This window comes from Variovorax sp. V35, assembly GCF_041154465.1.
Classification (GTDB): Bacteria; Pseudomonadota; Gammaproteobacteria; order Burkholderiales; family Burkholderiaceae_C; genus Variovorax; species Variovorax boronicumulans.
On the sequence record NZ_AP028666.1, the window covers coordinates 1,907,585 to 1,931,656 of the forward strand.

The window sequence follows — 24,072 nt, forward strand, 5'->3', positions numbered from 1 at the left end:
CCGGGGTCATCGTCTCGGGGCGCGCAGCCTCGCAATGCCGAAGCCCAAGGCCACTGCGACGCACAAGAATGCCAGCACGGCCAGCCAGGTGGATTGGGTGAAGTAGTAGGCGCCCAAGGCCGCACCCGCCGCCACGAAGGCGCCCAGCCATTCCAGGGCGGGGTCGAGCCAGCTCTTGGCAGCGTGCGCCTTGGGTTCCGCGAACGCGCGATCGTGTTCGTCGATCTGCTGTGTTGTTGTCGGCGATCTGCGGGCCTTCCGTTGTCGCGGGTCGGGAAAGTGTTCTCGCAACGCCGGCGTGGGCCAGGCGCCATCGCTGGATGACGCGAGGCCGCTCAAGGTCCAGACCGGGTCCGCATCGTGCCTCGCAAGATCCGACATCAGGCTTTCGAGCGCCTTGCTGTCGTGGAGACCGTCGATGTCCCCAAGATCGGCGCGCAGCCATGGCTCGGCGTCGGCCGCATCCGGCAGGCCGGAGGTGCGCAGCAGGAGGTAGTCCCCGAAGTGCTGCGCAATCAGTGCCTCGAAGGATGCGTAGATCGGGCGGTAGCGTTCTCCGACAGCGCCGAGGATCGCTTCACGCCGCGTCGCCAGCCGCGCAACCGCCGCGGCCTTGTCAATGACGAGGTAGGGATAGGTCGCGTCGGCGCCGAAATCCTCGATGCATTCCTCGCGGTCGATGGCCGAAGCTTCGTCGTCGATGTCGTATTCGTCGATGAAGCGCGCGTACCGGATGTCGCTGGGGCTGAAGAGTGCCCGCCAGAACAGCGGGAAGAACGCGTTGGCCTCCAATTCGACGCCATGGCCGAAGAAGCTGCGCCATTCGTTGCGGCTGCCTTCCGGCATCCGGGGCAGGGAGGAACTGGACAGATAAATGGGGTGTGACATGCGCGACCTTCCGTGTTGCGGCCGGAATCATCTTAGTGGGAGCGGCGCGCCATCCCGTGACCCTGCTGCCCTTCAAACCAGCCGATTGGCCGCAAGCAGCCCTTCACCCCTCAGTGCCGCAGCCCCTGCGTGAACCGCAGCATGTTCGAGAGCGACTCCGCGAACCGCGGCTCCAGGAACGCCGCCAGGTGCGGCATCAGCAGCTGCAGCATCACCAGCCCCGCCAGCAGCGTGAGCGGAAAACCCACCGCGAAGATGCTGAACTGCGGCGACGCGCGGTTCAGGATGCCCATGGCGAGGTTGAGCGTGAGCAGCGCGGTGATCAGCGGTAGCGCCAGCAGCAGGCCGCTCGCGAAGATGTCGCCGCCCGCGAGCACCAGGAACATCCAGCCGCCGGCCGCCAGCGGTGCGTCGGCGATGGGCAGCGTGTGAAAGCTCGCGGCCAGTGCCTCCAGCATGAGCAGGTGGCCGTCCAGCGCCATGAAGATCAGCATCGCCAGCATGTTCAGCAACCGCGACACCACCATCGTGCTGCCGTGGCTCATGGGGTCGAAGAAAGACGCGAACGACAGGCCCATCTGCAGGCCGATGTACTCGCCCGCGGCCAGCACGGCCGTGAACACCAGCCGCATCGAGAAGCCCATGGCGGCGCCGATCAGCACCTGCTGCACGATGATCCAGAGGCCGCCCGCCGACACCACGGGCACCGCCGGCAGCGGCCCGAGCGTGGGCGAGATCACCAACGTGAGCACGGCGGCGATGCCCACCTTCACCTGGCGCGTCGCCCAGGGCTCGCCGAACACCGGCGCCGTGGAGACCATGGCCAGCATGCGAACGAAGGGCCAGAGGAAGGCCACCAGCCAGGCCTCGAGCTGGCCCGAGGTGACGGAAAAAACCGAGGGCGTCACGCCAGCATCTGCGGGATGCTGGCGAACAGGGCGCGCATGTAGTCGAGCATGCGGTCGAGCATCCACGGTCCGGCGATGACCAGCGTCGCGAACACCGCGAGCAGCTTGGGAATGAAGGACAGCGTGGCCTCGTTGATCTGCGTGGCCGCCTGGAAGATGCTGACCACCAGGCCGATCACCAGCGCGACCAGCAGAAGCGGCGCACCCAGCAGCAGAGAGATTTCCATGGCCCGGTGGCCCATGGTCATGACGGCTTCGGGCGTCATAAGTAGAAGCTCTGCGAGAGCGCGCCGATCAACAGCTGCCAGCCGTCGGCCAGCACGAACAGCATGAGCTTGAAGGGCAGCGCGATGGACGCGGGCGGCACCATCATCATGCCCATCGACATCAGCACGCTCGCCACCACGAGGTCGATGATGAGAAAGGGAATGAAGATGGTGAAGCCGATCTGGAACGCCGTCTTCAGCTCGCTGATGACGAAGGCCGGCAGCAGGATGCGCAGCGGCACGTCTTCGGGCCCCTGCATCTCGGGCGCCTTGGCGAGCCGTGCGAACAGCGCCAGGTCGGTCTCGCGCGTCTGCTTGAGCATGAAGGTCTTGAAGGGTGCGATGCCGCGCTCCAGCGCCTTCTCGGCGCTGAGCTTGCTTTCGGAGAAGGGCACGTAGGCCTCGGTGTAGGCCTTGTCGAACACCGGCGACATCACGAAGAAGGTGAGGAACAGCGACAGCCCCACCAGGATCTGGTTGGGTGGCGAGGTCTGCGTGCCGATGGCGGTGCGCAGCAGGCCCAGCACGATGAGGATGCGCGTGAAGCTGGTCATCGACAGCAGCAGCGCGGGCAGGAAGGTGAGCGAAGTCAGCAGCACCAGCGTCTGCACGCTCAGCGACCAGGTCTGGCTGCCGCCGGGGCCCGGCGTGCTCGTGAGGCCGGGCAGGCCTTGGGTCCATGCGGCGGCGGGCAGCGTGGCGGCGAGCAGCAGCAAGGCGGTGCGCAGGCCGCGGTGCAGAGCGGTGCGCGTCATGGCGCGGTGCGCGTCTTGCCCGCGAGGGAATCGCGCAGCTTCTGGGCGAACAGGCCCACCGGGTTCTGTGGCGACATGGGTGTGACTGCCGCAGGCGTTGCCTGCGCCGGCAGCGTGTGCAGTGTGCGGACCTGGCTGCTGGTGACGCCCAGCACCAGCCACTGGCCGGCCACGTCCACCACGACCACGCGCTCGCGCGGGCCGACCATGGCGGTGGACACCACCTTCACAACCTGCCCGCCGCCCAGCCGCTGCAGGCCGAAGCGCCGCGCCAGCCACGCGCACAGGAAGATCAGGCCGACGACCGCCGCCATGCCGAAGCCCGCCTGCAGCAGGCCCGCGCCGCCGACCGCAGCGGGCGGCGCGGCTTCGCGCACCGGCGTGGGCACGGTGGGCAGCGCGGCGTGGACCGCATGCGCCGCATGCAGGCCCAGCGCCAGCAGCGAAGACACCCGCGCCAGGCTCATGCGCGCGCGAGCTTCTGCATGCGCTCGGAGGGCGTGACGATGTCGGTCAGGCGGATGCCGTACTTCTCGTTCACCACCACCACCTCCCCCTGCGCAATGAGGTAGCCGTTGATCAGCACGTCCAGCGGCTGGCCGGCCAGGCCGTCGAGCTCGACCACCGAGCCCTGCGACAGCTGCAGCAGGTTCTTGATGGTGATGCGCGTGCGGCCGATCTCGGCGGTGAGCTGCACGGGCACGTCGAGCACGCGCGCGATGTCCACGGGCGTGGCGGACGATGCAGCCGGTGCATCCTGGATCTGCTGGAAGACCTGCGCGGTGGCCGGCGCCACGGCCGGGTCGGGCGCGGGCGCGCTGGCCGCGGTCTGCTCGGCCAGTGCGCTGGCCCAGTCGTCCGCGTCGCTGGCGGCAGAGGTGTTGTCAGTCATGGTCGTTCTTCGAATCGCTGTCTTGGTGGGAGATCATGTGTTGCACGCGCAGGGCGTAGCGCTCGTTGGAGGTGCCGTAGCCGCAGGCCATCACGGGCACGCCACCGACCTTGGCGACCACCGTCGCCGGCAGCTCGATGGGAATCACGTCGCCCACGCGCAGCTTCATCACCTCGCCCAGCGTCGAGGGCATGGTCACGAAGTCGGCGGTGAGCTCGACGTCGGCGGCCTGCATCTGGCGCGACATCTGCGTGACCCAGCGCTTGTCGACCTCGACCTCGTCCTGGATCGGGTTGGACAGCAAGTCGCGGATCGGCTCGATCATCGAGTAGGGCAGGCACACGTGCAGAAAGCCGCCGATGGGGCCGAACTCGATCTGCAGCGTGGTGTTGATCACCACCTCGTTGGGCGCCACGATGTTGGCGAGCTTGCCGTGCATCTCGGCGCGCACGTAGTCGAAGGCCAGCGGAAACACCGGCTGCCACGCGTCGCCGTAGCACTGCAGCGACAGGTCGAGCAGGCGCTTGATGATGCGCTGCTCGGTGCGCGTGAAGTCGCGCCCTTCCACGCGCACGTGGTAGCGGCCATCGCTGCCGAACAGGTTGTCCACCACGAGGAACACCAGCTTCGGGTCGAACACGAAGAGGGCGGTGCCGCGCAGCGGCTTCATGTGGACCATGTTGATGTTCGCGGGCACCGGCAGGTGCCGCACGAACTCGCCGAACTGCTGGATCTGCACCGGCCCCACGGAGATGTCGGGGCTGCGGCGCATGAAGTTCAGCAGCGCGCTGCGCAGGCCGCGCGCAAAGCGGTCGTTGATGACCTCCAGCGTGTGCATGCGGTTGCGCACCACGCGGTCGGGCGCACCGAGGTCGTAGGCCGGCAGGCCGTCGGGCGGCGGCGCGGGCGCGGCGGCCTGGTCGAGGTCGCCGCCGGTGACGCCCTGCAGCAGGGCATCGACCTCGTCCTGGGAGAGCACCTGTTCATACGCCATGGATCGCGGGTCCGCAAACGGGCATCGTCGTCACTGCACGACGAAGGAGTTGAAGGACACGCTCGCAATGCCCAGCTCGGGCAGGCCCTCGGCCAGCGGCGCGTTCAGCGCGCTGTGGATCTCCGTGGCCAGCCGGGCCTTGTCTTCCGAGGTGACCAGCGATTCGGGCGGGCGGTTCGACAGCAGCACCAGCAGGCGGCTGCGCAGCTCGGGCATGAACTCCACGATCTGCGCCTTGGCCTGCTCGTCGCGCACCTTCAGCGCCATGCCGATCTGCAGGAAGCGCGAGCGGCCTTCGGACTGCAGGTTGACGGTCAGCGGCTCCAGCAGCAGGAAGATGGGTTTCTCGGGCACCGGCGCCTTGGCCGTTTCGGCGGCGGCGTGCTCGGTGAAGCGGGGCAGCACGAAGACGTACGCCGCCGCGCCGGCCACGGCCAGGCCGAGGACGGCCACGAGCCCGATCAGCAGTTTCGAGGTGCGGCGCGAGGCCGGCGGGTCGGTCGCGACCGACGCAGCCGCGGTGGCGGCAGGAGAAGAGGTAGCCATGGTGAAACGGTGGACGGGTCCGATCTATTCTTTGCGAAGTCGCCCGCCGGCGAACGGCCGAACAAGCGCACAAAGGCGCTTCACATCCGTTCATTGGGGCGGCGGGCGGGACGGTTTCAGGCGAAGGTGTCGACGCCCGGGCCCGTGCGTGGGGTGGCAAGGGGGCGGGGTGCTGCCGTTGCCGTGCGGGCGATGTCGGTGGCAGCGGAAGTGCCCTGTGGTCGCCATGCGCCCTGTCGCTGGTGTTGTTGCTGCTGTTGCTGCGCGAACGCGGCGTCCTGCCCAAACGGCGCGCGCGTGTCCGCGCCCACCGAGGTCTGGCCCAGCGTGATGCCTTGCTCCGACAGGCTGGTGCGCAGCTGCGGCAGCGCGGCCTCGACGGCCTTGCGCACGCTCTCGTGCGCCGACACGAACGCGGCCTGCGCCTGGTGCTCGCCGACCGACAGCGTGACCTTCAGCGGGCCGAGGCCGGCAGGGTTGAGGTTCAGCTCGGCCGTGTGCGTGCCGCCGAGGCTCATGCGCGCGAGTTGCTGGCCGAGTGCGGGTGCCCATTTCTCGCTGCCGACTTCGGGCGCGAGCGTGTGCATGGCGGGGCGTGCGGCGGGGCTTTCGGACGCGCGCTCGGTGGCCGTGGCGGTGGGCTGTTGCAGCGCGAACGGCGCGATGGATGGCGCCGCTGCGTCGTCGCCCGAGGTGCCGGCCGACACCGCGGCGACGGGGGCGGTGTCCGCTGTCGCGGGCTTCGCATCGCCGGCAGGCTGGGCTTGCGCTGCGGCTGCGAGTTGTTCGGTGGTGGTGGCGCTCACGGTGCGCGGTGCACCCGCGCGGCCCGGTGCGGCGGTGCCGACGGGTGGGCCTGCAGGTGAAGCAGCCGGCTTCTTGCCATCGACAGCCATTGGCTGCGCAGCGACGGCGGCGCGCACGATCTCGTACAGCGACGGCGGCGCCGCGTTGTCGGCTTCAGGCGCTGCGCCTTGCGCGACGACGGTTGCAGTGGGGGCGGAGGCGTCTTCGGTGGCGATAGCGGGCGCGGGCGTGGCGGCGGCTTCGCTGCTCAGGCGGACCGTGCCTGCAGGGAGACCGGCTTGCGCGTCGGGCGCGACCGGCGCCAGCGAAGTTTCAGGCGCACCGCTGCCCTGCGTGGCCGCACCTCCCGCAAGCACCAATGCCTGTTGCGGCGTGACGGCGGCTGCGAGAAAGGCGAGGTCGGGCTCCGCAGGCTGCGCATCCCGCATCTCTTCAGCAAGCTCCGTCTTGCGCAGCGGCTTGGCATCCGCCACCACGGTGTCGGCATCCGACGCCTTCTCGGCCTGACTCGCACGCGAACGTTCGAGCGCGGCACCGAACGCGCGGCCCTGCGCCTCGTCGGCGTTGCTGCGGCCACGTGCGCCGCCCTGCGCGACCGGCGAGGTGGCGGCAGGCGTGACGGTCGGCGGGGTCATGGGAGGCATGTCGGTTCCTGGAGGAGATTCAGTGGGTGGGGTGCGAGGCGCGGTCGAAGAACTGGCGGGCGGCGCGTTCGTCGCTGTCGCGCTGTTCGCGCTTGGCCTGCGCCATCAGCTCCTGCGCGCGCACGCGATCGGCCAGCGTGTCGAAGGAACTGAGGCGGCGCTTCTCGCGCTGCCAGTCGGTGCGGCCCCGGTCGAGCTGGTGGCCGGCCCGCTCGGCGATGGCGCGCTGCTGCGCGATCGCGTGGTCGAGCGTGCCGAGGAAGTTGCGGTAGTTGCGCCACTGCGACGACGGCAGGCCGCCGCGCATCAGCGTGTCCAGCTGCGCGTGGTAGTCCTGGCGGTACTGCAGCAGCAGCTCGAGCTTCTGCTGCGCGCTCAGGTGCGCGCTTTGCAGTGCGCCCAGGCGGCGCGCGGCGTCGTCGGTCTGGCTCTGCGCCAGGTCGATGAGCATGCCGAGGGGGAGCTTGCTGCTGCTCATGGGCGTCCTGGGGAAGGTGTGTTCGTGAACAGGCTGTCCATGTGGGCGATGGCCTCCTCGTAGCCGGTGCGTTCGTGCATCGACTGCTGCAGGAAGGCCTCGATGCGCGGGTACATCGCGATCGCCTGGTCCAGCTGCAGGTCGTGCCCCGGCGCGTAGGCACCGACGCTGATCAGGTCGCGATTGCGCTGGTAGCGCGACAGCATCTGCTTGAAGCGGCGCACGGTGTCGAACTGCGCGGGCGCAATCAACGACGTCATCGCGCGGCTGATCGAGGCCTCGATGTCGATGGCCGGGTAGTGCCCGGCCTCGGCCAGCGTGCGCGAGAGCACGACGTGGCCGTCCAGGATCGCGCGCGCCGAATCGGCGATCGGGTCCTGCTGGTCGTCGCCTTCCGACAGCACGGTGTAGAAGGCCGTGATCGAGCCGCCGCGCCCCTGCGCGTCGCGCGCGCCGTTGCCGGCACGCTCCACCAAGGCGGGCAGCCGCGCGAACACCGAGGGCGGGTAGCCCTTGGTGGCGGGCGGCTCGCCCACGGCCAGCGCGATCTCGCGCTGCGCCATTGCATAGCGCGTGAGCGAATCCATGATGAGCAGCACGTCCTTGCCCTGGTCGCGAAAGTACTCGGCCAGGCAGGTGGCGTAGGCCGCGCCCTGCAGGCGCAGCAGCGGCGAGTTGTCGGCCGGCGCGGCCACCACCACGGCGCGTGCCAGGCCTTCCTCGCCCAGCGTGTTCTCGATGAAGTCCTTCACCTCGCGACCGCGCTCGCCGATGAGGCCGACCACGATCACCTCGGCGCTGGTGTAGCGGGCCATCATGCCCAGCAGCACGCTCTTGCCCACGCCCGAGCCAGCGAACAGGCCCATGCGCTGGCCGCGACCGACGGTGAGCATCGCGTTGATGGCGCGCACGCCCACGTCGAGCACCGAGTCGATGGCCGCGCGCGACAGCGGGTTGATCGGCGGCGCCGCCAGCGGCACCTGGCGCGCCACGTCGAGCGGGCCCAGGCCGTCGAGCGGGCGGCCGGCCGCATCGACCACGCGCCCGAGCATGCCTTCGCCCACGGGCAGGCGCTTGGTATGGGCGTCGCCGGTCGCACCGGGCTCGCGCAAGCCGGGCCGCGCGAACACACGCGCGCCGGGCAGCAGACCCGCCACTTCGGTCTGCGACATGAGGAAGAGGCGGTCGCCCGCGAAGCCGACCACCTCGGCTTCTGCATGGCGCTGCGGATGGCCGGGCGGCAGTTCGATGAGGCAGTCGCTGCCCACGGGCAGTTGCAGGCCGACGGCCTCGAGCACGAGGCCGACGGCGCGCGTGAGGCGGCCCGAGGCGGTGGTGGTCGTGCTGCGGGCGACGTCGGCGCGCGCCTGTTCCAGCACGGCGCGCACGCTGTTCAGATGAGGGTTGCTGGCCGTCGTCTGCATCGGCTCAGGAAGCGTCGCCACGCAGCGCCGCACCCACGCGCTCCCAGCGCGTGGCCAGGCTGGCGTCCAGCTCGCCGGTGGCCGACTGCACGCGGCAGCCGCCGCGCGCCAGGCTGTCGTCGGCACGCAGCTGCCAGCCGGCCGCCTCGATCTCGTTGCCCAGGCTGTTCTTCACCAGCGCGATGTCGTCGGGGTGCAGCAGCAGGCGCGGTTCGCCGCGCAGCGCGGGTTCGGCGTGCAGCAGGTCGCGCACCAGCGGCAGCACCCACTCGGGCTCGGCCTGGTAGGTGCGGTGCACCACCTGGCGCGCCACGTCGAGCGCGAGCGCGAGCACGGTCTCGGCCAGTTCGGCTTCGGCGCCGCGCAGCGCTTCGGGCAGCGAGCGGGCCAGCGCGCGCAGGCGTTCGGCATGCACGCTGGCGGCGGCGAGGCCGGTGGCCAGGCCTTCGGTGTGGCCGACCTGGCGGCCTTCGGCCAGCCCGGCGGCGCGGCCCTCGGCTTCGCCCGCGGCGCGCGCTTCCTTGCGGATGCGGGCCAGCTCGGCGAGGTCAACCTTGGGTGCGGGAGGCGCAGGGGGCGGGGAAGGGCGCTGCGCCGTGTGGCGCGAGAGGGCCGTGCCCGACGGCGCCTTGCCATCGAGCGTGCCCATCTCCCAGCGCTCCCAGGCCGACAGCGCGGGCGTGCCGGCACCGGCCTGGCGCGCGGCCGCATGGATGGCGGCGAGGCGCTCGCGCGAACTGTTGGAGGCGCCGAAGGCGCCGGGGTCAGACGAAGTCATCGGTGCCAGGCGCCGCGATCACGATCTCGCCGGCGTCTGCCAGACGGCGGGCGACCTGCAGGATGGCCTTCTGTTCGGTCTCGACCTGCGACACGCGCACGGGACCGCGCAGCTCCATGTCCTCGCGCAGCGTCTCGGCCGCGCGCTGCGACATGTTGCTGAGGAACTTGTCGCGCAGCTCCAGCGGCGCGCCCTTGAGCGCGATGATGAGCGAGTCGCTCTCGATGTCCTTGAGCAGGCGCTGGATGCTGCGGTCTTCCAGGCCCAGCAGGTTCTCGAACACGAACATCTCGTCGACGATGCGCTGGGCCAGCGCCTCGTCCTGTTCGCGCACATGGGCAATGGCTTCTTCTTCCACCGTGGTGCTCATCAGGTTGACGATCTCGGCCGCGGTGCGCACGCCGCCCAGGCGGCTGCGGCGCAGGCCCTGGCCCGCGAGCATTTCGGTCAGCACCTCGGTGAGCTCGTTCAGCGCCGACGGCTGCACGCCGCCGAAGGTGGCCACGCGCATGATCACGTCGTGGCGCAGGCGCGCGGGCAGCTTCTCGAGCACCTCCGACGCCTTCATGCGGTCCAGGTGCACCAGCAGCGTCGCCAGGATCTGCGGGTGCTCGTCGCGGATGAGCTCGGCCACCTCGCCGGCCTCGAGTTCGTTCAGCCGCTCGATGCCGCCGTGCGGCTCGTCGGGCTGCAGGATGTCTTCCAGCAGGTTGCTCGCGCGGTCGTCGCCCAGCGCCTTCTTGAGCACGGCGCGGATGTAGCTGGTCGAGCCCAGGTGCAGCGCCGACAGCTGCTCGGTCTCCTGGCGGAACTCGGCCAGCACCGAGGCCAGCTCGTCGCGCGACACCGCGCTCAGCTTGGACATGGCCAGGCCCAGCGCCTGCACCTCGGAGGTGGGCAGCAGGTGCAGCGCGGCGGCGGCGCGGTCTTCGCCCAGCGCCATGAGCAGGATGGCGCTCTTGCGGGTGCCTGCTTCGCTGCTAGTCATCGGTGTGCATCCAGTGCTGGATCAGGGCGGCCACGAGCTTGGGGTCCTTGTCGGCGGTCTGCTGGGCGTAGTCCATGTCGGCCTTCTGGCGTGCGGACTCGCGCTGCTGCAATGTTTCTTCGGGCTCGGCCGGGGCCGTGCCGGTGGGGGTCACGGTGCTCGCATCGGCCACGGGCTGCGCGGGTGGCGGCGCGGCGAGGTGCCGGCGCATCAGCGGACGCCCCACGGCGAACCAGGCGAACAGCGCGAGCAGGCCGATGAGCAGGTAGGGGACCAGCGTCTTGCCGAACGCGAGGTTGTCGCGGTCGCGCCAGAACGGCACGTCGGGCGCGGGGCCGGCGTCGCTCTCGCCATCGCGGGCGAAGGCGCTGTTGACCACGTTGAGCGAGTCACCGCGTTCCTGGCTGAAGCCCATCGCTTCCTTGGCGAGGTTGCGGATCTGCTCCAGCTCGGCCGGCGCGAGTGCGCGGGCGCTGGTCTTGCCTGCGGCATCGACCGTGTCGCGGTGGTTCACCACCACGGCGACCGACAGGCGCTTCACGCCGCCGGCGGCCTGCTGCACGTGGCGGATGGTGCGGTCGAGCTCGTAGTTGGTCGTGACGTCCTTGCGCGTGTTGCTCGGGCCGGCCGGTGCAGCGGGCGCGTTCGCCGTGCCCGGTGCGTTGGGCGCATTCGGCGGCCTGGGCGCGGTGATCGGCGCCGTCGGGTTCACCGGCGGCTGGTTCGACAGCGCACCCGGCACGCCACCGGGCGGTGCGCCGTTGTGCTGCGCCGATTCGCTCGACTGCTGGCTGCGGATCGCGGCCTGCGCCGGGTCCTGGTTGGGCCGGTACTTCTCGTCGGTGTGCTCCACCACCGAGAAGTCGATCTCGGCCGCGACCTGCGCGCGCACGTTGCTCGCGCCCACCAGCGGCTGAAGAATGGCTTCGATGCGGCGCACGTAGCCCTGCTCGATCTCCTGTGCGTACTTGAGCTGGCTCACGTCCAGCCCCTGGCTGGTGCCGCGCGCCGACGACAGCAGGTTGCCGCGCTGGTCGACCACCGTGACGTTCTTGGCGTCCAGGTCGGGCACGCTGCTCGACACCATGTGCACGATGGCGCTCACCTGGCCTTCGTCGATGCTGCGCCCGCGCATCAGCGTGAGCACCACCGAGGCCGAAGGCTTCTTCTGGTCGCGCACGAAGAGCGACGGCTTGGGCAGCGCCAGGTGCACGCGCGCGGCCTCGATGCTGCCGATCGATTCGATGGAGCGCGCCAGCTCGCCTTCGAGCCCGCGCTGGTAGTTGACCTGCTCGGCGAACTGGCTGGTGCCGAACTTCTGGTTGTCCATCAGTTCGAAGCCCACGCCGCCGGCCTTGGGCAGGCCCTGGGCCGCGAGTTTCAGGCGCGTCTCGGCCACCTTGTCGCCCGCGATCAGGATCGCGCCGCCGCCCTCGGCGAACTTGTAGGGCACGTTCATCTGCTGCAGCGACGCGATGATCGCGCCGCCGTCGCGGTCCGACACGTTGGTGTAGAGCACCTTGTAGTCGGGGCCGCGGCTCCACAGGAAGAAAGCGGCCGCCACCGTCGCCAGCGCCGCGGCGCCAAGGATCAGCGGCAGCCGGGGCTGCGCGCGCATGCGCTCCAGCATCGGGGGCAGGCCGTTGGCGCCCGCCGCCAGGCCGCCCGTGGGCGCGGCCGTGCTCATCGGCGCGCCTTCGCCGGGGCCGTTGCGCCGCGCAGGGCCGGCGCCGGAGTGAGAGAGGGAATTCGGTGTTGGGATGTCATGCCGGTGGCCGGCGACGTCGTGCGCGGCCTGTGGTTTCGCGAACGATTGTCAGCAGGCGATGTGGAATTCGATCGGTCGAACAGCCGGGGGTTTTGCCCTCAGTTGCGCGTTTGAATGGGGGTCTTCCCTTGATACGCTGCCTGCCGGTCGGAGCGCTCGCGCGCTCCGTGTCAAGTCAGCTGGAAGTGAACTTTTCCCCATGTCCATCAATGCCATCGAATCCGTCCTGCAGCAGATGCGCGCCACCGCGCTGGCCAGCGGCATGGGGCCCGCGACGACTGCGCCAGCCGGCGTGGGCGGCTTCGCGGCCGAACTGCAGCGCTCGCTCGCCAACATCAGCGGCGCGCAGCAGCAGGCCTATGCGCAGGCCGAATCCTTCGAGCTGGGCAAGCCCGGCGTGGCGCTCAACGACGTGATGGTCGACCTGCAGAAGGCCAACGTGGCGTTCCAGACCGGGCTGCAGGTGCGCAACCGGCTGGTGACGGCCTACCAGGAAATCATGAGCATGCAGGCATGACGAGGCAGAGGGCGGCAACGTAGAACTTTTTTCGTTGCGACCCTAAAGGTTTGCGGACACCCGCCGATATCCCCTTCAACGATGGCTTGAGTCTCACCGTGGAAGCGGGTCCAGCGTTACGGCCGATGGCCGGAGTCCACAACCTTTTGTCAATCAGGAGTCGAACATGGCGCAAGTCATCAATACGAACAGCCTTTCTCTTCTCACGCAGAACAACCTCAACAAGTCGCAATCGGCCCTGAACACGGCCATCGAGCGCCTGTCTTCCGGCATGCGCATCAACAGCGCCAAGGACGACGCCGCCGGCCAGGCCATCGCCAACCGCTTCACCGCCAACATCAAGGGCCTGACGCAAGCCGCGCGCAACGCCAACGACGGCATCTCGATCGCGCAGACCACCGAAGGCGCGCTGACCGAAGTCAACAACAACCTGCAGCGCATCCGCGACCTGTCGGTGCAAGCCGCCACCGGCACCAACTCGGCCACCGACCTGGATTCGATCCAGTCGGAAATCGGCCAGCGCCTGGACGAAATCAACCGCGTGTCGGAGCAGACCCAGTTCAACGGCGTGAAGGTCCTGTCGGCCAACGCCGGCAAGCTGACGGTGCAAGTGGGCGCGAACGATGGCGAAACCATCGACATCGACCTGCAGGAAATCAGCGCCAAGACCCTGGGTCTGGAAAGCTTCAACGTGAACGGCACGGGCACGCTGAACAAGGCCGCCACCAAGGACGACCTGACGCTGGCTGGCGCTGTCGCCAACGGCGCACCGGTCAACGGCACGCAGAAGTACGACGTCACGGCCACCAACACGCTGGCCACGCGCTCGCAGCTGTTGGCGGGCGCCAAGGCGGGCGACTCGGTCGTCGCCGGTGGCTCCACCTACACCTACAACGCTGCGAAGTCCGCCTTCACCTTCGGTGAAACGGGCCGCACGAACGCCGCCACGATCGCTTCGCTCCAGCCCGCAGCGGGTGCGAGCAAGACCGCGACGGTCACCATCGGCGGCAACTCGCTGGACGTCAAGATCGACAGCGCAGGCACCATCACGGCAACCGACGGCTCCGCGCTGTGGGTGGACACGGCCGGCAACCTGACGCAGAACAATGCGGGCGGTACGGGTACGGCAGCCACGCTGACCAGCCTGACCACCAGCATGGCGTCGGGCACCGGCACGGGCGGCACCATCAAGGTGGGCGGCACGACCTACACGGCCACTGCCGCTGCAGCCAACTTCGACGTGACCGGCGACGAAATCTCGGCCTCCGCGCTGAACGACAAGCTGGCCGCAGGTGCTGGTATCGCCGTGGGGGCATCGACCATCGGCGGCGTGGCAGGTGTCACGATCACTGCTGGCGGCACGGTGACCGGCGCCTACGTGGGCGCGGACGGCTCGTTCGGCAACTCCGCCACCACCGTGTCGACCTACAGCGTGCACAGCAACGGCGCAGTGACCGACGGCGCTGGCAATGCGGTCTACGCCGATTCGGCCAAGGCCGGTGCCTTCACGCTGAACGCCCGCAGCGGCAAGACCTCGACGGTCGACCCGCTCAAGGCCCTGGACGCCGCCCTGTCCAAGGTCGACAAGCTGCGCTCCTCGCTGGGTGCGGTGCAGAACCGTTTCGACTCGGTGATCGCCAACCTCGGTACCACCATCACCAACCTGTCGTCGTCGCGTTCGCGCATCGAAGACTCGGACTACGCCGTGGAAGTGTCGAACATGACGCGCGCGCAGATCCTGCAGCAGGCCGGTACCTCGGTGCTGGCCCAGGCGAACCAGACCACGCAAGGCGTGCTGTCGCTGCTGCGTTGATTCGCTAAGACCGCCGGGCGCCCCTCACGAGGGCGGCGCCCGGTGTCTTGCTTTTTTGCTCGCAGGCCTTCGGGGCGACCCGAAGCCGCCTGCGTTGTCCTGTGCGGCCACGTTCGTTGCGAGGCCGCACAGGACAACGAACTCCAGAAGAAGAACGCAGACCATGTCCCAGCCCGTACCCGCCGCCTCTGCCGCGACAGAAAGCCCCTGGCTGCAGCAACTGCTCGCCGGCCGCACCGGCGGTGCCGCTGCGGCCGCCGCCGAGGCCGCCGCACTGCGCAAGGCCGAGGCCGAAGTCGAGGAGGCGACACCGGTGCAGATCGAGATGGCGGTGAAGTCCGTCAACGCCTCGCTGGAAAGCCGCTCGATCAGCCTGCAGTTCGAGGTCGACCGCGACACCGACAAGCTCATCGTCAAGGTGGTCGACCGCAGCAACGGCGAAGTCATTCGCCAGATTCCGACCGAAGAGGTCGTTCGCATCGCCAAGGTCATGGACCGGCAGGCCGGGCTTCTGGTGAGCCAGCAAGCCTGATCACGACCCGCTCCAGACCTCTTCATTTCATTCGCATTTCAGGACACCCCCGACATGGCATCGATCAGCAGCATCGGCGTTGGCGCCAACCTTGACCTGGGCGCATTGCTCACCCAGCTGCAGACCGCGGAGAACCAGCCGCTGGTGGCCCTGAAGGCCAAGCAGACCAGCTACAACAGCAAGCTCTCGGCCTACGGCACGCTGCAAAGCGCGCTCACCGGCATCCAGGCGGCTGCCAAGAAGCTGGGCGACCCGGCGCTGTTCCAGGCCATCACCGGCACGCCCAGCGTGAGCGGCATCCTGGCGGCGAGCGGCACCGACCCGCGCTCGGTCGGCACCTATGCCATCGACATCTCGCAGCTCGCGCAGGCACAGTCGGTCATCGCGAAGGGCCAGGCCAGCACCACCGCCGCGATCGGCAGCGGCAAGATCACCATCGACTTCGGCAAGGTGTCCGGCGGCACGCTGGACCCGGCGACCGGCCAGTACACCGGCGCCACCTTCGACAAGGACGCGACGCGCACGGCCAAGCCGATCACCATCGATGCGACCAACAACACGCTGGGCGGCATCCGCGATGCGATCAACGCGGCCAACGCGGGCGTGTCGGCCACCATCGTGAACGACGGCAGCGGCACGCCCAACCGGCTCGTGCTCACCTCCACGCAGACCGGCGAGGCCTCGGCCATGCGCATCTCGGTGGACGGCGACGCCGCGCTGCAGAACCTGCTGGGCAACGACCCCGCCGGCACGCAGAACCTGAAGCAGACCGCCGCGGCGCAGAACGCCAAGCTCACCGTCAACAACATCGCCGTCACCAGCACGAGCAACTCGGTGACCGACGCCATCCAGGGCACCACGCTCACGCTGGTGCAGACCGGCAAGCTCAGCCTGGTGATGAAGGCCAACACGACGTCGGTGAAGACGGCCATCACCGATTTCGTGAAGGCCTACAACGCGCTGCAGAGCACCGCGAAGTCGCTCACGGCCTTCGACACCGACGCCAAGGCCGCCGCGCCGCTGGTGGGCGACTCGACCTTGCGCAACCTGCAGACGCGCATCCGCCAGGCGCTGGTCGCCCCGCAGGTGGGCGGCCCGAACGACCTGAAGGTGCTCACGTCCATCGGCATCTCGTTCCAGAAGGACGGCACGCTCGCGATCGACAACGACAAGCTCGACAAGGCCATCGACACCAACCTGGAGGGCGTGGCGAAGCTGTTCTCCAGCGGCACCGGCAGCACCGCCGGCTACGGCAAGCAGCTGACGGCGCTGGTCGATGACCTCACCGGCACCAAGGGCGCACTCAAGGTCGCCACCGACGGCGTGACGAGCTCGCTCAAGCAGCTGGACACCCAGTACACCGCGATGAAGGAGCGCGCCGACGCGACGGTGGAGCGCTATCGCAAGCAGTTCGTGCAGCTGGACGTGGCGATGAACAAGATGAACGGCACGCTGAAATACCTCGCGCAGCAGTTCGACGCGATGAACGCCAACAAGGGCTGAGGACAGGAAGCGACATGTACAGCTCTCACCACTCCCGCACCGGTGCCGGCGTCTACGCGCGCGTCGGCGTGGAGACGCGCGCCATGAGCGCATCGCCGCTGCAACTGATCCACATGCTGTTCGACGGCGCGAAGACCGCCATCGGCGCGGCGCGCCTGCACATGACGGCCGGCGACATCGGCGCCAAGGGGCAGGCGATTTCGAAGGCCATCAACATCGTCGACAACGGCCTGAAGGCCAGCCTCGATGCCGAGGCGGCCGGCGAGGCCGGCGGCGACATCGTCGGCAACCTCTCGTCGCTGTACGACTATGTGGTGCAGCGCCTGCTGCTGGCCAACCTGCGCAACGACGTGCAGGCACTGGACGAGGCCGACCGCCTGCTCGACCACCTGGCGTCCGCCTGGCGCGAGATCGACGACAGGCCCTCCAACTGATGATGCAGAGCGTGACCTGGGGGCAGGAACAGATGGCCGTGCGCAGCGAGATCGTCCATTGCTACGAGCAGCTGGCCGCGTGCATCTCGACGATGCTGGCGCTGGCCCGTGCCAAGGAATGGGGGCAGCTGCCCGAGCTGGAAGCGCGGTGCTCGGCGTCGGTCGAGCGCCTGAAGGCGATCCAGCCGCTGGCGTCGCTGGAGCCCGCGCAGCGCGACCTCGTGCTGCGCCTGCTCGAACGCATCTGCACCGAGCAGGCCGAGCTGTCGGGGCTCATCAAGCCGCAACTCGACGACCTGATCCGCCGCATGGATTCGCTCAACCACCAGAAGAACCTGGGCAAGGCCTACGGCCTCGCGCACTGACGCACGCCGACAGGACGACACCACCGTGGCCATGCTGGGACTCACCGGACTGATCGATGCACTGAGGGCCGCGCGCCTGACGCCGCCGCTCGACCTGCTCGGCCTGCGGCCGGAGACCACGGTCGGTGCGCCCGGTGCGGCGGTGGCCGTGCCGAAGACGGCGAACGACGTGCGCCTGCCGTCGCGCGCGGCGCTGGACCGGCTGGTGCCCTCGGGCGCGTCCGGTGGCGAGGTGGCCGCGCCTCCCGCCGGCGGTGCGCCGCCGTCCATCGACACCCGCCTGTCGCTGGCCGCGCGCGTGATCGGTGCGGTGCTGGCCGACCTGCAGGCCGCGCCGGGGCCGGTGCGGGGCGAGGTGCCGTTGCTGCTGCCCGTCGCGCGCCAGGGAACGAACACCGCGGCGCTCGCGGGCACGCTGGCGCAGACGGTGGCGGACAGCGGGCTCTTCTACGAATCGCACCTCGCCGAGTTCGCGGCCGGCACACGCACGCTCGCGCAGATGGCGCGGGAGCCGCAGGCGCGCTGGGCGAGTCCGGTGATGGTGGCGATGACGACGACAACGGCGGCAGCAGGGCAGGGCGTGGTGGCTGCGGCGACGGCGCTGACTGCGGTCGATGTTGCGACGCCGCCCGCGCCGAATGCGCCCGTGCAGGCCCCGCAGGTCGACGCGTCGGAAGCCGAGATCGCACAAGCAGCGCGTGGAGTCGCGCGCAGCGAGACCACCGCCGCGCCCGCACCGGATGCGGCGCGCGTGCAGGCGGCCTACGGCCTCTCTGAGGTCGCGCCGGAAATGCCCGCGCCCCGCATCGCAGAACACGCACGCGCTGCAGTCGACACCGCTAGCACGCCGGCCCCGCGTAGCACCGAAGTGATCCACCCGCAAGCCGTCACCGTCGTGCACCAGCAGCTCGACCTGCTGGCCAGCGCCGCCTTCCGCTGGAGCGGCCAGGCCTGGCCCGAGGTGCCGATGGCGTGGACCATCGAGGAAGAGCCCGCCGGGTCCGGCGCACGCGAAGGCGAACCCGCCGAAGAAGAAGCCGCGCGCCGCTGGTCGACTACCGTGTCGCTCGTGCTGCCGCGCCTGGGCGAGGTCGACCTGCGCCTGAGCCTCAGCGGCCCGACCGTGCAGGCGCAGCTGCAGGCGCGTGAGCACGCCACCGTGGCCCGCCTGCGCGGCGACGCCGGCCGGCTCGCGCAGCGCTTCGAGGCGGTCGGTCTTCAGTTGCAGCAGCTACAGGTCACGGAGAAGGCGGCGGCATGACCGATGAGCTTCGCCACCGCCACAGCGCCGTCGTGCTCTCGCATGCGGACACGCGCAAGGCCCCCGTCGTCGTCGCCAAGGGCTACGGCGTGGTCGCCGAATCGATCCTGCGCGAGGCGCGCGCGCACGGGCTGTATGTGCATGCGTCGGCCGACCTCGTGAAGCTGTTGATGCAGATCGACCTCGACCGCCAGATCCCGCCGCAGCTGTACCAGGCGGTCGCGGAAGTGATGGCCTGGATTCACCGGCTGGAAGGCGGCGCCGAGGCGGCGGCGCCTTGATTGGCGGTTGTTCTATGGAAAGTCATTGACCTATTGAAAGACCCTGAATAAAGCCGCCGATTAACACTCGGCGGTGTTCGATAGTCTTTATAAATTCAATTGGCGAGGGGATTGCCAATTGCCGGAATACGCACGCTCGTAACAATTGCTTGCGCTATGTGACCGCTCGTCGGTGCTAGGACTGAAACCGTTTCCCCAGAGGGAAGCCTGAAGCCTTCCGTCGGAAACCGCGTCAAAACCATTTTACTTTTTGGTCTACTTTGTCTTCGAAGTGTAAATAAGTGTGTATATAATGTATACATGTTGGATGGACGTGCGGAGTCGACATGGAATCGGAAATGGAAGTAGACGTGGAAAATTGCAATGTCAACGCAGGCGGCGTGATTTCGAAGGAAATCGGCGAGATCAATCTGGCCTACATGCTGCTCGCGCAGAAGCTCGTGAAGCGGGACCGGGCGGAAGCCATGTTCCGCCTCGGCGTGGGGCGCGAGCTGGCCGATCTGCTCATGAACATGTCGCTCAGCCAGATCGTGAAGCTGGCCGCGTCCAACTTCCTGCTGTGCAGCTTCCGCCTGGACGACCGGCCCATGTTCGCGGTGGTCGGCGAGGGCAAGGAGCCTGCGCTGCAGCAGGCCCACATGTCGATCCTGATGAGCGCGCGCCAGGCACAGGCCCAAGCCCAGCCGCAGATGCGCAAAGCAGGTTCGGCCAGCGCATGACTGCCAAGAGCATCCTGGGCGAGGTCCGGCAGGTGCAGCTCGCGGTCGAGCTCATCGGCCTGGGTGCGCGCCTGCAGTTCCTGGAGGCCGTGGTCGCGCTCAGCCGCGAACGCCTGATCCGCCTGTACAAGGAGCTCAAGGGCGTCTCGCCGCCCAAGGGCCTGCTGCCGTTCTCCACCGACTGGTACATGACCTGGCTGGCCAACATCCACTCGTCGATGTTCTACAACATCTACCGCTTCATGCGCGACGAGGCCGGCGAGGGCGAGCTGCCCGCGCTCATCAAGGCCTACCGCCTGTACACCGAGCAGGTCGAGTCGCAGGGCAGCGAGGTCGTGCTCGACTTCACGCGCGCCGAGACCATGGTGCGTTTCTTCGACAGCGACATGCTGCAGCTGAGCCCGTGCAGCCGCTGCGGCGGCCACTTCGTGGCGCATGCCCACGACCACAAGCACGGCTACGTGTGCGTGCTGTGCCGCCCGCCCTCGCGCGCGGGCAAGGCGCGCAAGCCCAAGCTCGAACCGGTGCGCCGCGGCGGCCTCATTGCCGGCGGCCCGGTGCTCGACATCGGCGGCGCCGTCTCGTGAAAGTGCCCCGGCGCCCGGCGCGGGTTTTTTGTTTTGGACGCCTCAGGGCATAGGGGAAGCGCGTGCTGGTACTGGTGGGATATCTGGTGGTGATCGGCGCCGTCTTCGGCGGCTACGGCCTCATGGGCGGGCATTTCGGCGTGCTGTTCCAGCCCGTGGAGCTGCTCATGATCGGCGGCTCCGCGCTCGGCGCGTTCATCGCGGGCAACAACGGCAAGACCATCAAGGCGACCATCCGGGAGCTGCCGCTCCTGCTGCGTTCTTCCAAGCACAACCGCCAGCTCTACATGGACCTGCTGGCGCTGCTGTACGAGCTGCTCGCCAAGGCCCGCAAGGAGGGCATGATGAAGCTCGAGTCCGACGTGGAAGCGCCGCAGCAGAGCGAGATCTTCGGCCGCTACCCGACCATCCTGGCGCACGAGGGCATCACCGTCTTCCTGTGCGACTACCTGCGCCTGGTCATCAGCGGCAACACCGACGCGCACGAGATCGAGGCCCTCATGGACCACGAGATCGACACCATCCGCCACGAGGCCGCCGTGCCCGGCCACAGCCTCTCGCGCGTGGGCGACGCGCTGCCCGCGCTGGGCATCGTCGCGGCCGTGATGGGCGTGGTGCATGCGCTGGGCTCGGCCCACCTGCCGCCGTCGGAGATGGGCGCGCTCATCGCGCACGCCATGGTCGGCACCTTCCTGGGCGTGCTGCTGGCCTACGGCTTCGTGTCGCCGCTGGCCTCGCTGATCGAGCAGAAGGTCGAAGAGGGCATGAAGATCTACCAGTGCGCCAAGGTCACGCTGCTGGCCAGCCTGAACGGCTACGCGCCGCAGCTGGCCGTGGAGTTCGGCCGCAAGGTGCTGTTCTCGACCGAGCGCCCCTCGTTCACCGAGCTGGACGACCACGTGCGCGAAGTCAAGGCACGCTGATTCTCTAACGGCCATGAGCGACGCGAAGCCCCGCATCATCATCAAGCGCGCCCACGGCGGCGGGCACGGCGGCGGCCATGCGGGCGGCGGCTGGAAGATCGCCTACGCCGACTTCATGACGGCCATGATGGCCTTCTTCCTCGTGATGTGGCTGCTGTCGATCTCCAGCCCCAAGCAGCGAGAAGGCATTGCCGAGCACTTTCGCATGCCGCTGCGCGTGGCGCTGGCCGGCGGCGACAAGAGCAGCATGAGCACCAGCATGATCCCCGGCGGCGGCGCCGACGTGATGCACGCCGAGGGCGAGGTGCGCCACACCGAGGCCGACAGCGAGGACGCGGCCGACGCCAGCCGCCTGGCAGAGATGAAGAAGAAGCTCGACGAGCTGATCGAGAAAAGCCCGGTGTTCCAGCAGTTCCGCTCGCAGATCCTCATCGACATCACCACCGAAGGCCTGCGCCTGCAGATCGTGGACAGCGAGAACCGTCCGATGTTCGAGCTGGCCAGCGCGCGCGTGGTGCCGCACATGCGCGCCATTCTTCGCGAGCTGGCGCCGGTGCTCAACGGCCTGCCCAACAAGCTCACGCTGTCGGGCCACACCGACGCCATCGTCTACACCAACGACCGCGCGTACGGCAACTGGGAGCTCTCGGCCGACCGCGCCAACGCCTCGCGCCGCGAGCTGGTCACGGGCGGCATGACCGAGGACAAGGTGCTGCGCGTGATCGGCCTGGCCGACAGCATGCACCTGGACCGCGCCGATCCGCGCAACCCCATCAACCGCCGCATCAGCATCATCTTGCTGAACCACCGCACGCAGGAGCGCATCGAGCGCGAGAACAGCAACGACGCCGGCGCCACGCGCATCGGCCTGCCGCCACCGGCCGCGCAGGCGCGCACCGCGGCAGGACACACGGCGGGATAACAAGAACAAGGAAGCGGCTTCGCGCAAGAGTGCGGGCCCCGGAGCACCACAGATGGACCTCAGTCAATTCACCCAGGCCTTCTTCGTCGAAGCCATCGAGCTGCTGGCGGAGATGGAGCAGCTCTTGCTCGACCTCGACGTCGAGGCGCCCGACGGCGAGCAGCTCAACGCCATCTTCCGCGCGGCGCACTCCATCAAGGGCGGCGCGGCCACGTTCGGTTTCACCGCCTTGACCCACACCACGCACGTGCTCGAAACGCTGCTGGACAGGGCCCGCCACGGGCAGCTGCACCTGAGCGCTCCGATGATCGATGCCTTTCTGGAAACGAAGGACGCCTTGCAAGAACAACTCACCGCCTACCAGGCCGGCAAGGAGCCGGACGCCGAGAGGGTCGCCCACATCTGCGGCGTGCTGCAGCAGCTGGCGATGGAGAACAATGCCGCCGCCGCACCGGTGCCGGCACCCGCGCCCGCACCGGCGCCTGTCGTTCAAGCCGCTGCGCCGGCCGATGAAGGCGGCAGCAGCGACGGCGTGCTGGTCGTCCGCTTCGCGCGCCTGTCCGACAGCGAATGCGAGCTGCTCGCCGGCGAGCTGGCCAACCTGGGCACCGTGCTGGCGCGCACGCGCAGCAACGACCAGCTGACCGTGCGGCTGGCCACCACCTGCGACCCCGACGACATCGTGGCCGTGTGCTGCTTCGTCATCGACGAGTCGCAGATCGACATCACGCACGAGGCGACGCAAGAAGCGGCGCAGGAGGCCGCGCCCGTGGCCGCCATCGCCGAGCCGGTGGTGCCACCGCCCGCCGCACCAGCCCCCGCGCCGGCCGCGGCCGCGCCCGCCAGCGCCAAGGAATCCAGCTCCATCCGCGTCGATGTCGAGAAGGTCGACCAGCTCATCAACCTCGTGGGCGAACTCGTCATCACGCAGTCGATGCTCACGCAGGCCGCGACCGTGCTGGACCCCGTGGCCTACGAGCGTTTCCTGAGCGGCCTGGGCCACCTGGAGCGCAACGCGCGCGACCTGCAGGAATCGGTGATGTCGATCCGCATGATGCCGATGGACTACGTGTTCAGCCGCTTCCCGCGCGTGATCCGCGACGTGAGCGCCAAGCTCGGCAAGCAGGTGCGCCTGGACACCTACGGCAAGGAGACCGAGCTCGACAAGGGGCTCATCGAACGCATCGTCGATCCGCTCACGCACCTCGTGCGCAACAGCCTGGACCACGGCATCGAGGCCCCCGAGGTGCGCCTGGCCAAGGGCAAGGACGCCACCGGCCAGCTGCTGCTGTCGGCGCAGCACCACGGCGGCAACATCGTGATCGAGGTGAGCGACGACGGCGCGGGCCTGAACCGCGAACGCATCCTCGACAAGGCGCGCCAGCAGGGCCTGCCGGTGAACGACGCCATGCCTGACGAAGAGGTGTGGCAGCTGATCTTCGCGCCCGGCTTTTCGACGGCCGAGCAGGTGACCGACATCTCGGGGCGCGGCGTGGGCATGGACGTGGTCAAGCGCAACATCCAGGAGATGGGCGGCCACGTCGAGATTCATTCGCGCGGCGGCCAGGGCACGTCCACGCGCATCGTGCTGCCGCTCACGCTGGCCATCCTCAACGGCATGTCGGTGCGCGTGGGTAGCGAGGCCTACATCCTGCCGCTGAGCTACGTGATCGAGTCGCTGCAGCCGCTGCCCGAGCACCTGCATTCGATCACCGCCGACGGCCACGTGATCCGCGTGCGCGGCGAGTACCTGCCGCTCATCGAGCTGCACCGCGTGTTCGACGTGGCCGGCGCGCAGACCCAACCCACGCAGGGCATCCTGGTAATCGTGCAGGCCGACGACAGCCGCTTCGCGCTGCTGGTCGACGAGCTGCTCGGCCAGCACCAGGTGGTGGTGAAGAACCTGGAGACCAACTACCGCAAGGTGCCGGGCATCTCGGCCGCCACCATCGTGGGCGACGGCAGCGTGGCCTTCATCGTCGACGTGGGCGCGATGCCGCGCATCCAGCGCGCGCAGGCCGCCAGCGCGGCGGCCCTGGCGGGCGCGGCGCGCCGCACCGACGCGTTGGCTTCCTGATC

At 69.0% G+C, this 24,072-nt stretch carries 27 protein-coding genes; 13 read left to right on the forward strand and 14 right to left on the reverse strand.

Annotation, left to right across the window (positions count from 1 at the left end; translation table 11 throughout):
* Nucleotides 1-6: 6 nt before the first annotated feature.
* The 14 genes from ACAM42_RS08820 to fliF form a co-directional block, all read right to left on the reverse strand.
* Entirely contained in the window at nucleotides 7-888 is an 882-nt protein-coding gene (locus ACAM42_RS08820; protein WP_369631763.1) for a hypothetical protein, read from the reverse strand.
* A 110-nt stretch (nucleotides 889-998) separates the two neighbouring features.
* Nucleotides 999-1,796 (reverse strand): flagellar biosynthetic protein FliR, encoded by a 798-nt coding sequence (gene fliR / locus ACAM42_RS08825; protein WP_369631764.1) that lies wholly within the window; start codon nucleotides 1,794-1,796, stop codon nucleotides 999-1,001.
* Nucleotides 1,793-2,062 (reverse strand): flagellar biosynthesis protein FliQ, encoded by a 270-nt coding sequence (gene fliQ / locus ACAM42_RS08830; protein WP_099792007.1) that lies wholly within the window; start codon nucleotides 2,060-2,062, stop codon nucleotides 1,793-1,795. Before fliQ ends, fliR begins: the two co-directional genes overlap by 4 nt.
* Nucleotides 2,059-2,817: a flagellar type III secretion system pore protein FliP gene (fliP, locus tag ACAM42_RS08835; protein ID WP_070061551.1), complete on the reverse strand. Its 759-nt coding sequence runs from the start codon at nucleotides 2,815-2,817 to the stop codon at nucleotides 2,059-2,061. The genes fliQ and fliP overlap by 4 nt, the downstream gene beginning before the upstream one ends.
* Nucleotides 2,814-3,284 carry a flagellar biosynthetic protein FliO gene (gene fliO, locus ACAM42_RS08840; protein ID WP_369631765.1) on the reverse strand — a complete coding sequence of 157 codons (471 nt, stop codon included), beginning with the start codon at nucleotides 3,282-3,284 and terminating at the stop codon, nucleotides 2,814-2,816. The genes fliP and fliO overlap by 4 nt, the downstream gene beginning before the upstream one ends.
* Nucleotides 3,281-3,709: a flagellar motor switch protein FliN gene (gene fliN, locus ACAM42_RS08845; RefSeq protein WP_062469325.1), complete on the reverse strand. Its 429-nt coding sequence runs from the start codon at nucleotides 3,707-3,709 to the stop codon at nucleotides 3,281-3,283. Before fliN ends, fliO begins: the two co-directional genes overlap by 4 nt.
* Nucleotides 3,702-4,703, reverse strand: coding sequence for a flagellar motor switch protein FliM (fliM, locus tag ACAM42_RS08850; RefSeq protein WP_062469328.1), 1,002 nt, complete (start codon nucleotides 4,701-4,703; stop codon nucleotides 3,702-3,704). Before fliM ends, fliN begins: the two co-directional genes overlap by 8 nt.
* 30 nt (nucleotides 4,704-4,733) lie before the next feature.
* The gene (fliL, locus tag ACAM42_RS08855) at nucleotides 4,734-5,249 is read right to left on the reverse strand and encodes a flagellar basal body-associated protein FliL (RefSeq protein WP_095744072.1); all 516 of its coding nucleotides are present in this window, start codon (nucleotides 5,247-5,249) and stop codon (nucleotides 4,734-4,736) included.
* Nucleotides 5,250-5,365: 116 nt separating this feature from the next.
* Entirely contained in the window at nucleotides 5,366-6,700 is a 1,335-nt protein-coding gene (locus tag ACAM42_RS08860) for a flagellar hook-length control protein FliK (protein WP_369631766.1), read from the reverse strand.
* 19 nt (nucleotides 6,701-6,719) lie between these two features.
* The gene (gene fliJ / locus ACAM42_RS08865) at nucleotides 6,720-7,178 is read right to left on the reverse strand and encodes a flagellar export protein FliJ (protein WP_062469337.1); all 459 of its coding nucleotides are present in this window, start codon (nucleotides 7,176-7,178) and stop codon (nucleotides 6,720-6,722) included.
* A complete protein-coding gene (gene fliI, locus ACAM42_RS08870) occupies nucleotides 7,175-8,602 on the reverse strand; it encodes a flagellar protein export ATPase FliI (RefSeq protein ID WP_369631767.1) in 1,428 nt (475 codons plus the stop codon). Before fliI ends, fliJ begins: the two co-directional genes overlap by 4 nt.
* Nucleotides 8,603-8,606: 4 nt before the next feature.
* Nucleotides 8,607-9,380 (reverse strand): flagellar assembly protein FliH, encoded by a 774-nt coding sequence (gene fliH / locus ACAM42_RS08875; RefSeq protein WP_369631768.1) that lies wholly within the window; start codon nucleotides 9,378-9,380, stop codon nucleotides 8,607-8,609.
* Nucleotides 9,367-10,368: a flagellar motor switch protein FliG gene (gene fliG, locus ACAM42_RS08880; RefSeq protein ID WP_062469343.1), complete on the reverse strand. Its 1,002-nt coding sequence runs from the start codon at nucleotides 10,366-10,368 to the stop codon at nucleotides 9,367-9,369. Before fliG ends, fliH begins: the two co-directional genes overlap by 14 nt.
* Nucleotides 10,361-12,055 (reverse strand): flagellar basal-body MS-ring/collar protein FliF, encoded by a 1,695-nt coding sequence (fliF, locus tag ACAM42_RS08885; RefSeq protein WP_369631769.1) that lies wholly within the window; start codon nucleotides 12,053-12,055, stop codon nucleotides 10,361-10,363. The genes fliG and fliF overlap by 8 nt, the downstream gene beginning before the upstream one ends.
* 280 nt (nucleotides 12,056-12,335) lie before the next feature.
* Between fliF and fliE the strand changes: the two genes are divergently transcribed.
* From fliE to cheA, 13 genes are all read left to right on the forward strand, one after another.
* The gene (gene fliE, locus ACAM42_RS08890) at nucleotides 12,336-12,653 is read left to right on the forward strand and encodes a flagellar hook-basal body complex protein FliE (RefSeq protein WP_369631770.1); all 318 of its coding nucleotides are present in this window, start codon (nucleotides 12,336-12,338) and stop codon (nucleotides 12,651-12,653) included.
* A gap of 166 nt (nucleotides 12,654-12,819) precedes the next feature.
* A complete protein-coding gene (locus ACAM42_RS08895; protein ID WP_369631771.1) occupies nucleotides 12,820-14,466 on the forward strand; it encodes a FliC/FljB family flagellin in 1,647 nt (548 codons plus the stop codon).
* A gap of 163 nt (nucleotides 14,467-14,629) precedes the next feature.
* A complete protein-coding gene (locus ACAM42_RS08900; protein ID WP_369631772.1) occupies nucleotides 14,630-14,998 on the forward strand; it encodes a flagellar protein FlaG in 369 nt (122 codons plus the stop codon).
* Nucleotides 14,999-15,052: 54 nt separating this feature from the next.
* Nucleotides 15,053-16,501 (forward strand): flagellar filament capping protein FliD, encoded by a 1,449-nt coding sequence (fliD, locus tag ACAM42_RS08905; RefSeq protein WP_369631773.1) that lies wholly within the window; start codon nucleotides 15,053-15,055, stop codon nucleotides 16,499-16,501.
* A 14-nt stretch (nucleotides 16,502-16,515) separates the two neighbouring features.
* Nucleotides 16,516-16,935 (forward strand): flagellar export chaperone FliS, encoded by a 420-nt coding sequence (fliS, locus tag ACAM42_RS08910; RefSeq protein ID WP_070061560.1) that lies wholly within the window; start codon nucleotides 16,516-16,518, stop codon nucleotides 16,933-16,935.
* Nucleotides 16,935-17,300 carry a flagellar protein FliT gene (locus tag ACAM42_RS08915; protein WP_223301366.1) on the forward strand — a complete coding sequence of 122 codons (366 nt, stop codon included), beginning with the start codon at nucleotides 16,935-16,937 and terminating at the stop codon, nucleotides 17,298-17,300. Before fliS ends, ACAM42_RS08915 begins: the two co-directional genes overlap by 1 nt.
* Before the next feature lie 31 nt (nucleotides 17,301-17,331).
* Nucleotides 17,332-18,561 carry a flagellar hook-length control protein FliK gene (locus tag ACAM42_RS08920; protein WP_369632746.1) on the forward strand — a complete coding sequence of 410 codons (1,230 nt, stop codon included), beginning with the start codon at nucleotides 17,332-17,334 and terminating at the stop codon, nucleotides 18,559-18,561.
* On the forward strand, nucleotides 18,558-18,842 hold the full coding sequence (locus ACAM42_RS08925) for an EscU/YscU/HrcU family type III secretion system export apparatus switch protein (RefSeq protein ID WP_369631774.1): 285 nt from the start codon (nucleotides 18,558-18,560) through the stop codon (nucleotides 18,840-18,842). Before ACAM42_RS08920 ends, ACAM42_RS08925 begins: the two co-directional genes overlap by 4 nt.
* A gap of 338 nt (nucleotides 18,843-19,180) precedes the next feature.
* A complete protein-coding gene (gene flhD / locus ACAM42_RS08930) occupies nucleotides 19,181-19,561 on the forward strand; it encodes a flagellar transcriptional regulator FlhD (protein ID WP_062469368.1) in 381 nt (126 codons plus the stop codon).
* Nucleotides 19,558-20,148 (forward strand): flagellar transcriptional regulator FlhC, encoded by a 591-nt coding sequence (gene flhC, locus ACAM42_RS08935; RefSeq protein WP_062469371.1) that lies wholly within the window; start codon nucleotides 19,558-19,560, stop codon nucleotides 20,146-20,148. Before flhD ends, flhC begins: the two co-directional genes overlap by 4 nt.
* 62 nt (nucleotides 20,149-20,210) lie before the next feature.
* Nucleotides 20,211-21,071 carry a flagellar motor stator protein MotA gene (motA, locus tag ACAM42_RS08940; RefSeq protein WP_062469374.1) on the forward strand — a complete coding sequence of 287 codons (861 nt, stop codon included), beginning with the start codon at nucleotides 20,211-20,213 and terminating at the stop codon, nucleotides 21,069-21,071.
* 13 nt (nucleotides 21,072-21,084) lie between these two features.
* A complete protein-coding gene (gene motB / locus ACAM42_RS08945; RefSeq protein WP_139700362.1) occupies nucleotides 21,085-21,993 on the forward strand; it encodes a flagellar motor protein MotB in 909 nt (302 codons plus the stop codon).
* Nucleotides 21,994-22,045: 52 nt separating this feature from the next.
* Nucleotides 22,046-24,070 carry a chemotaxis protein CheA gene (gene cheA / locus ACAM42_RS08950; protein ID WP_369631775.1) on the forward strand — a complete coding sequence of 675 codons (2,025 nt, stop codon included), beginning with the start codon at nucleotides 22,046-22,048 and terminating at the stop codon, nucleotides 24,068-24,070.
* The last annotated feature ends 2 nt before the right edge of the window (nucleotides 24,071-24,072 follow it).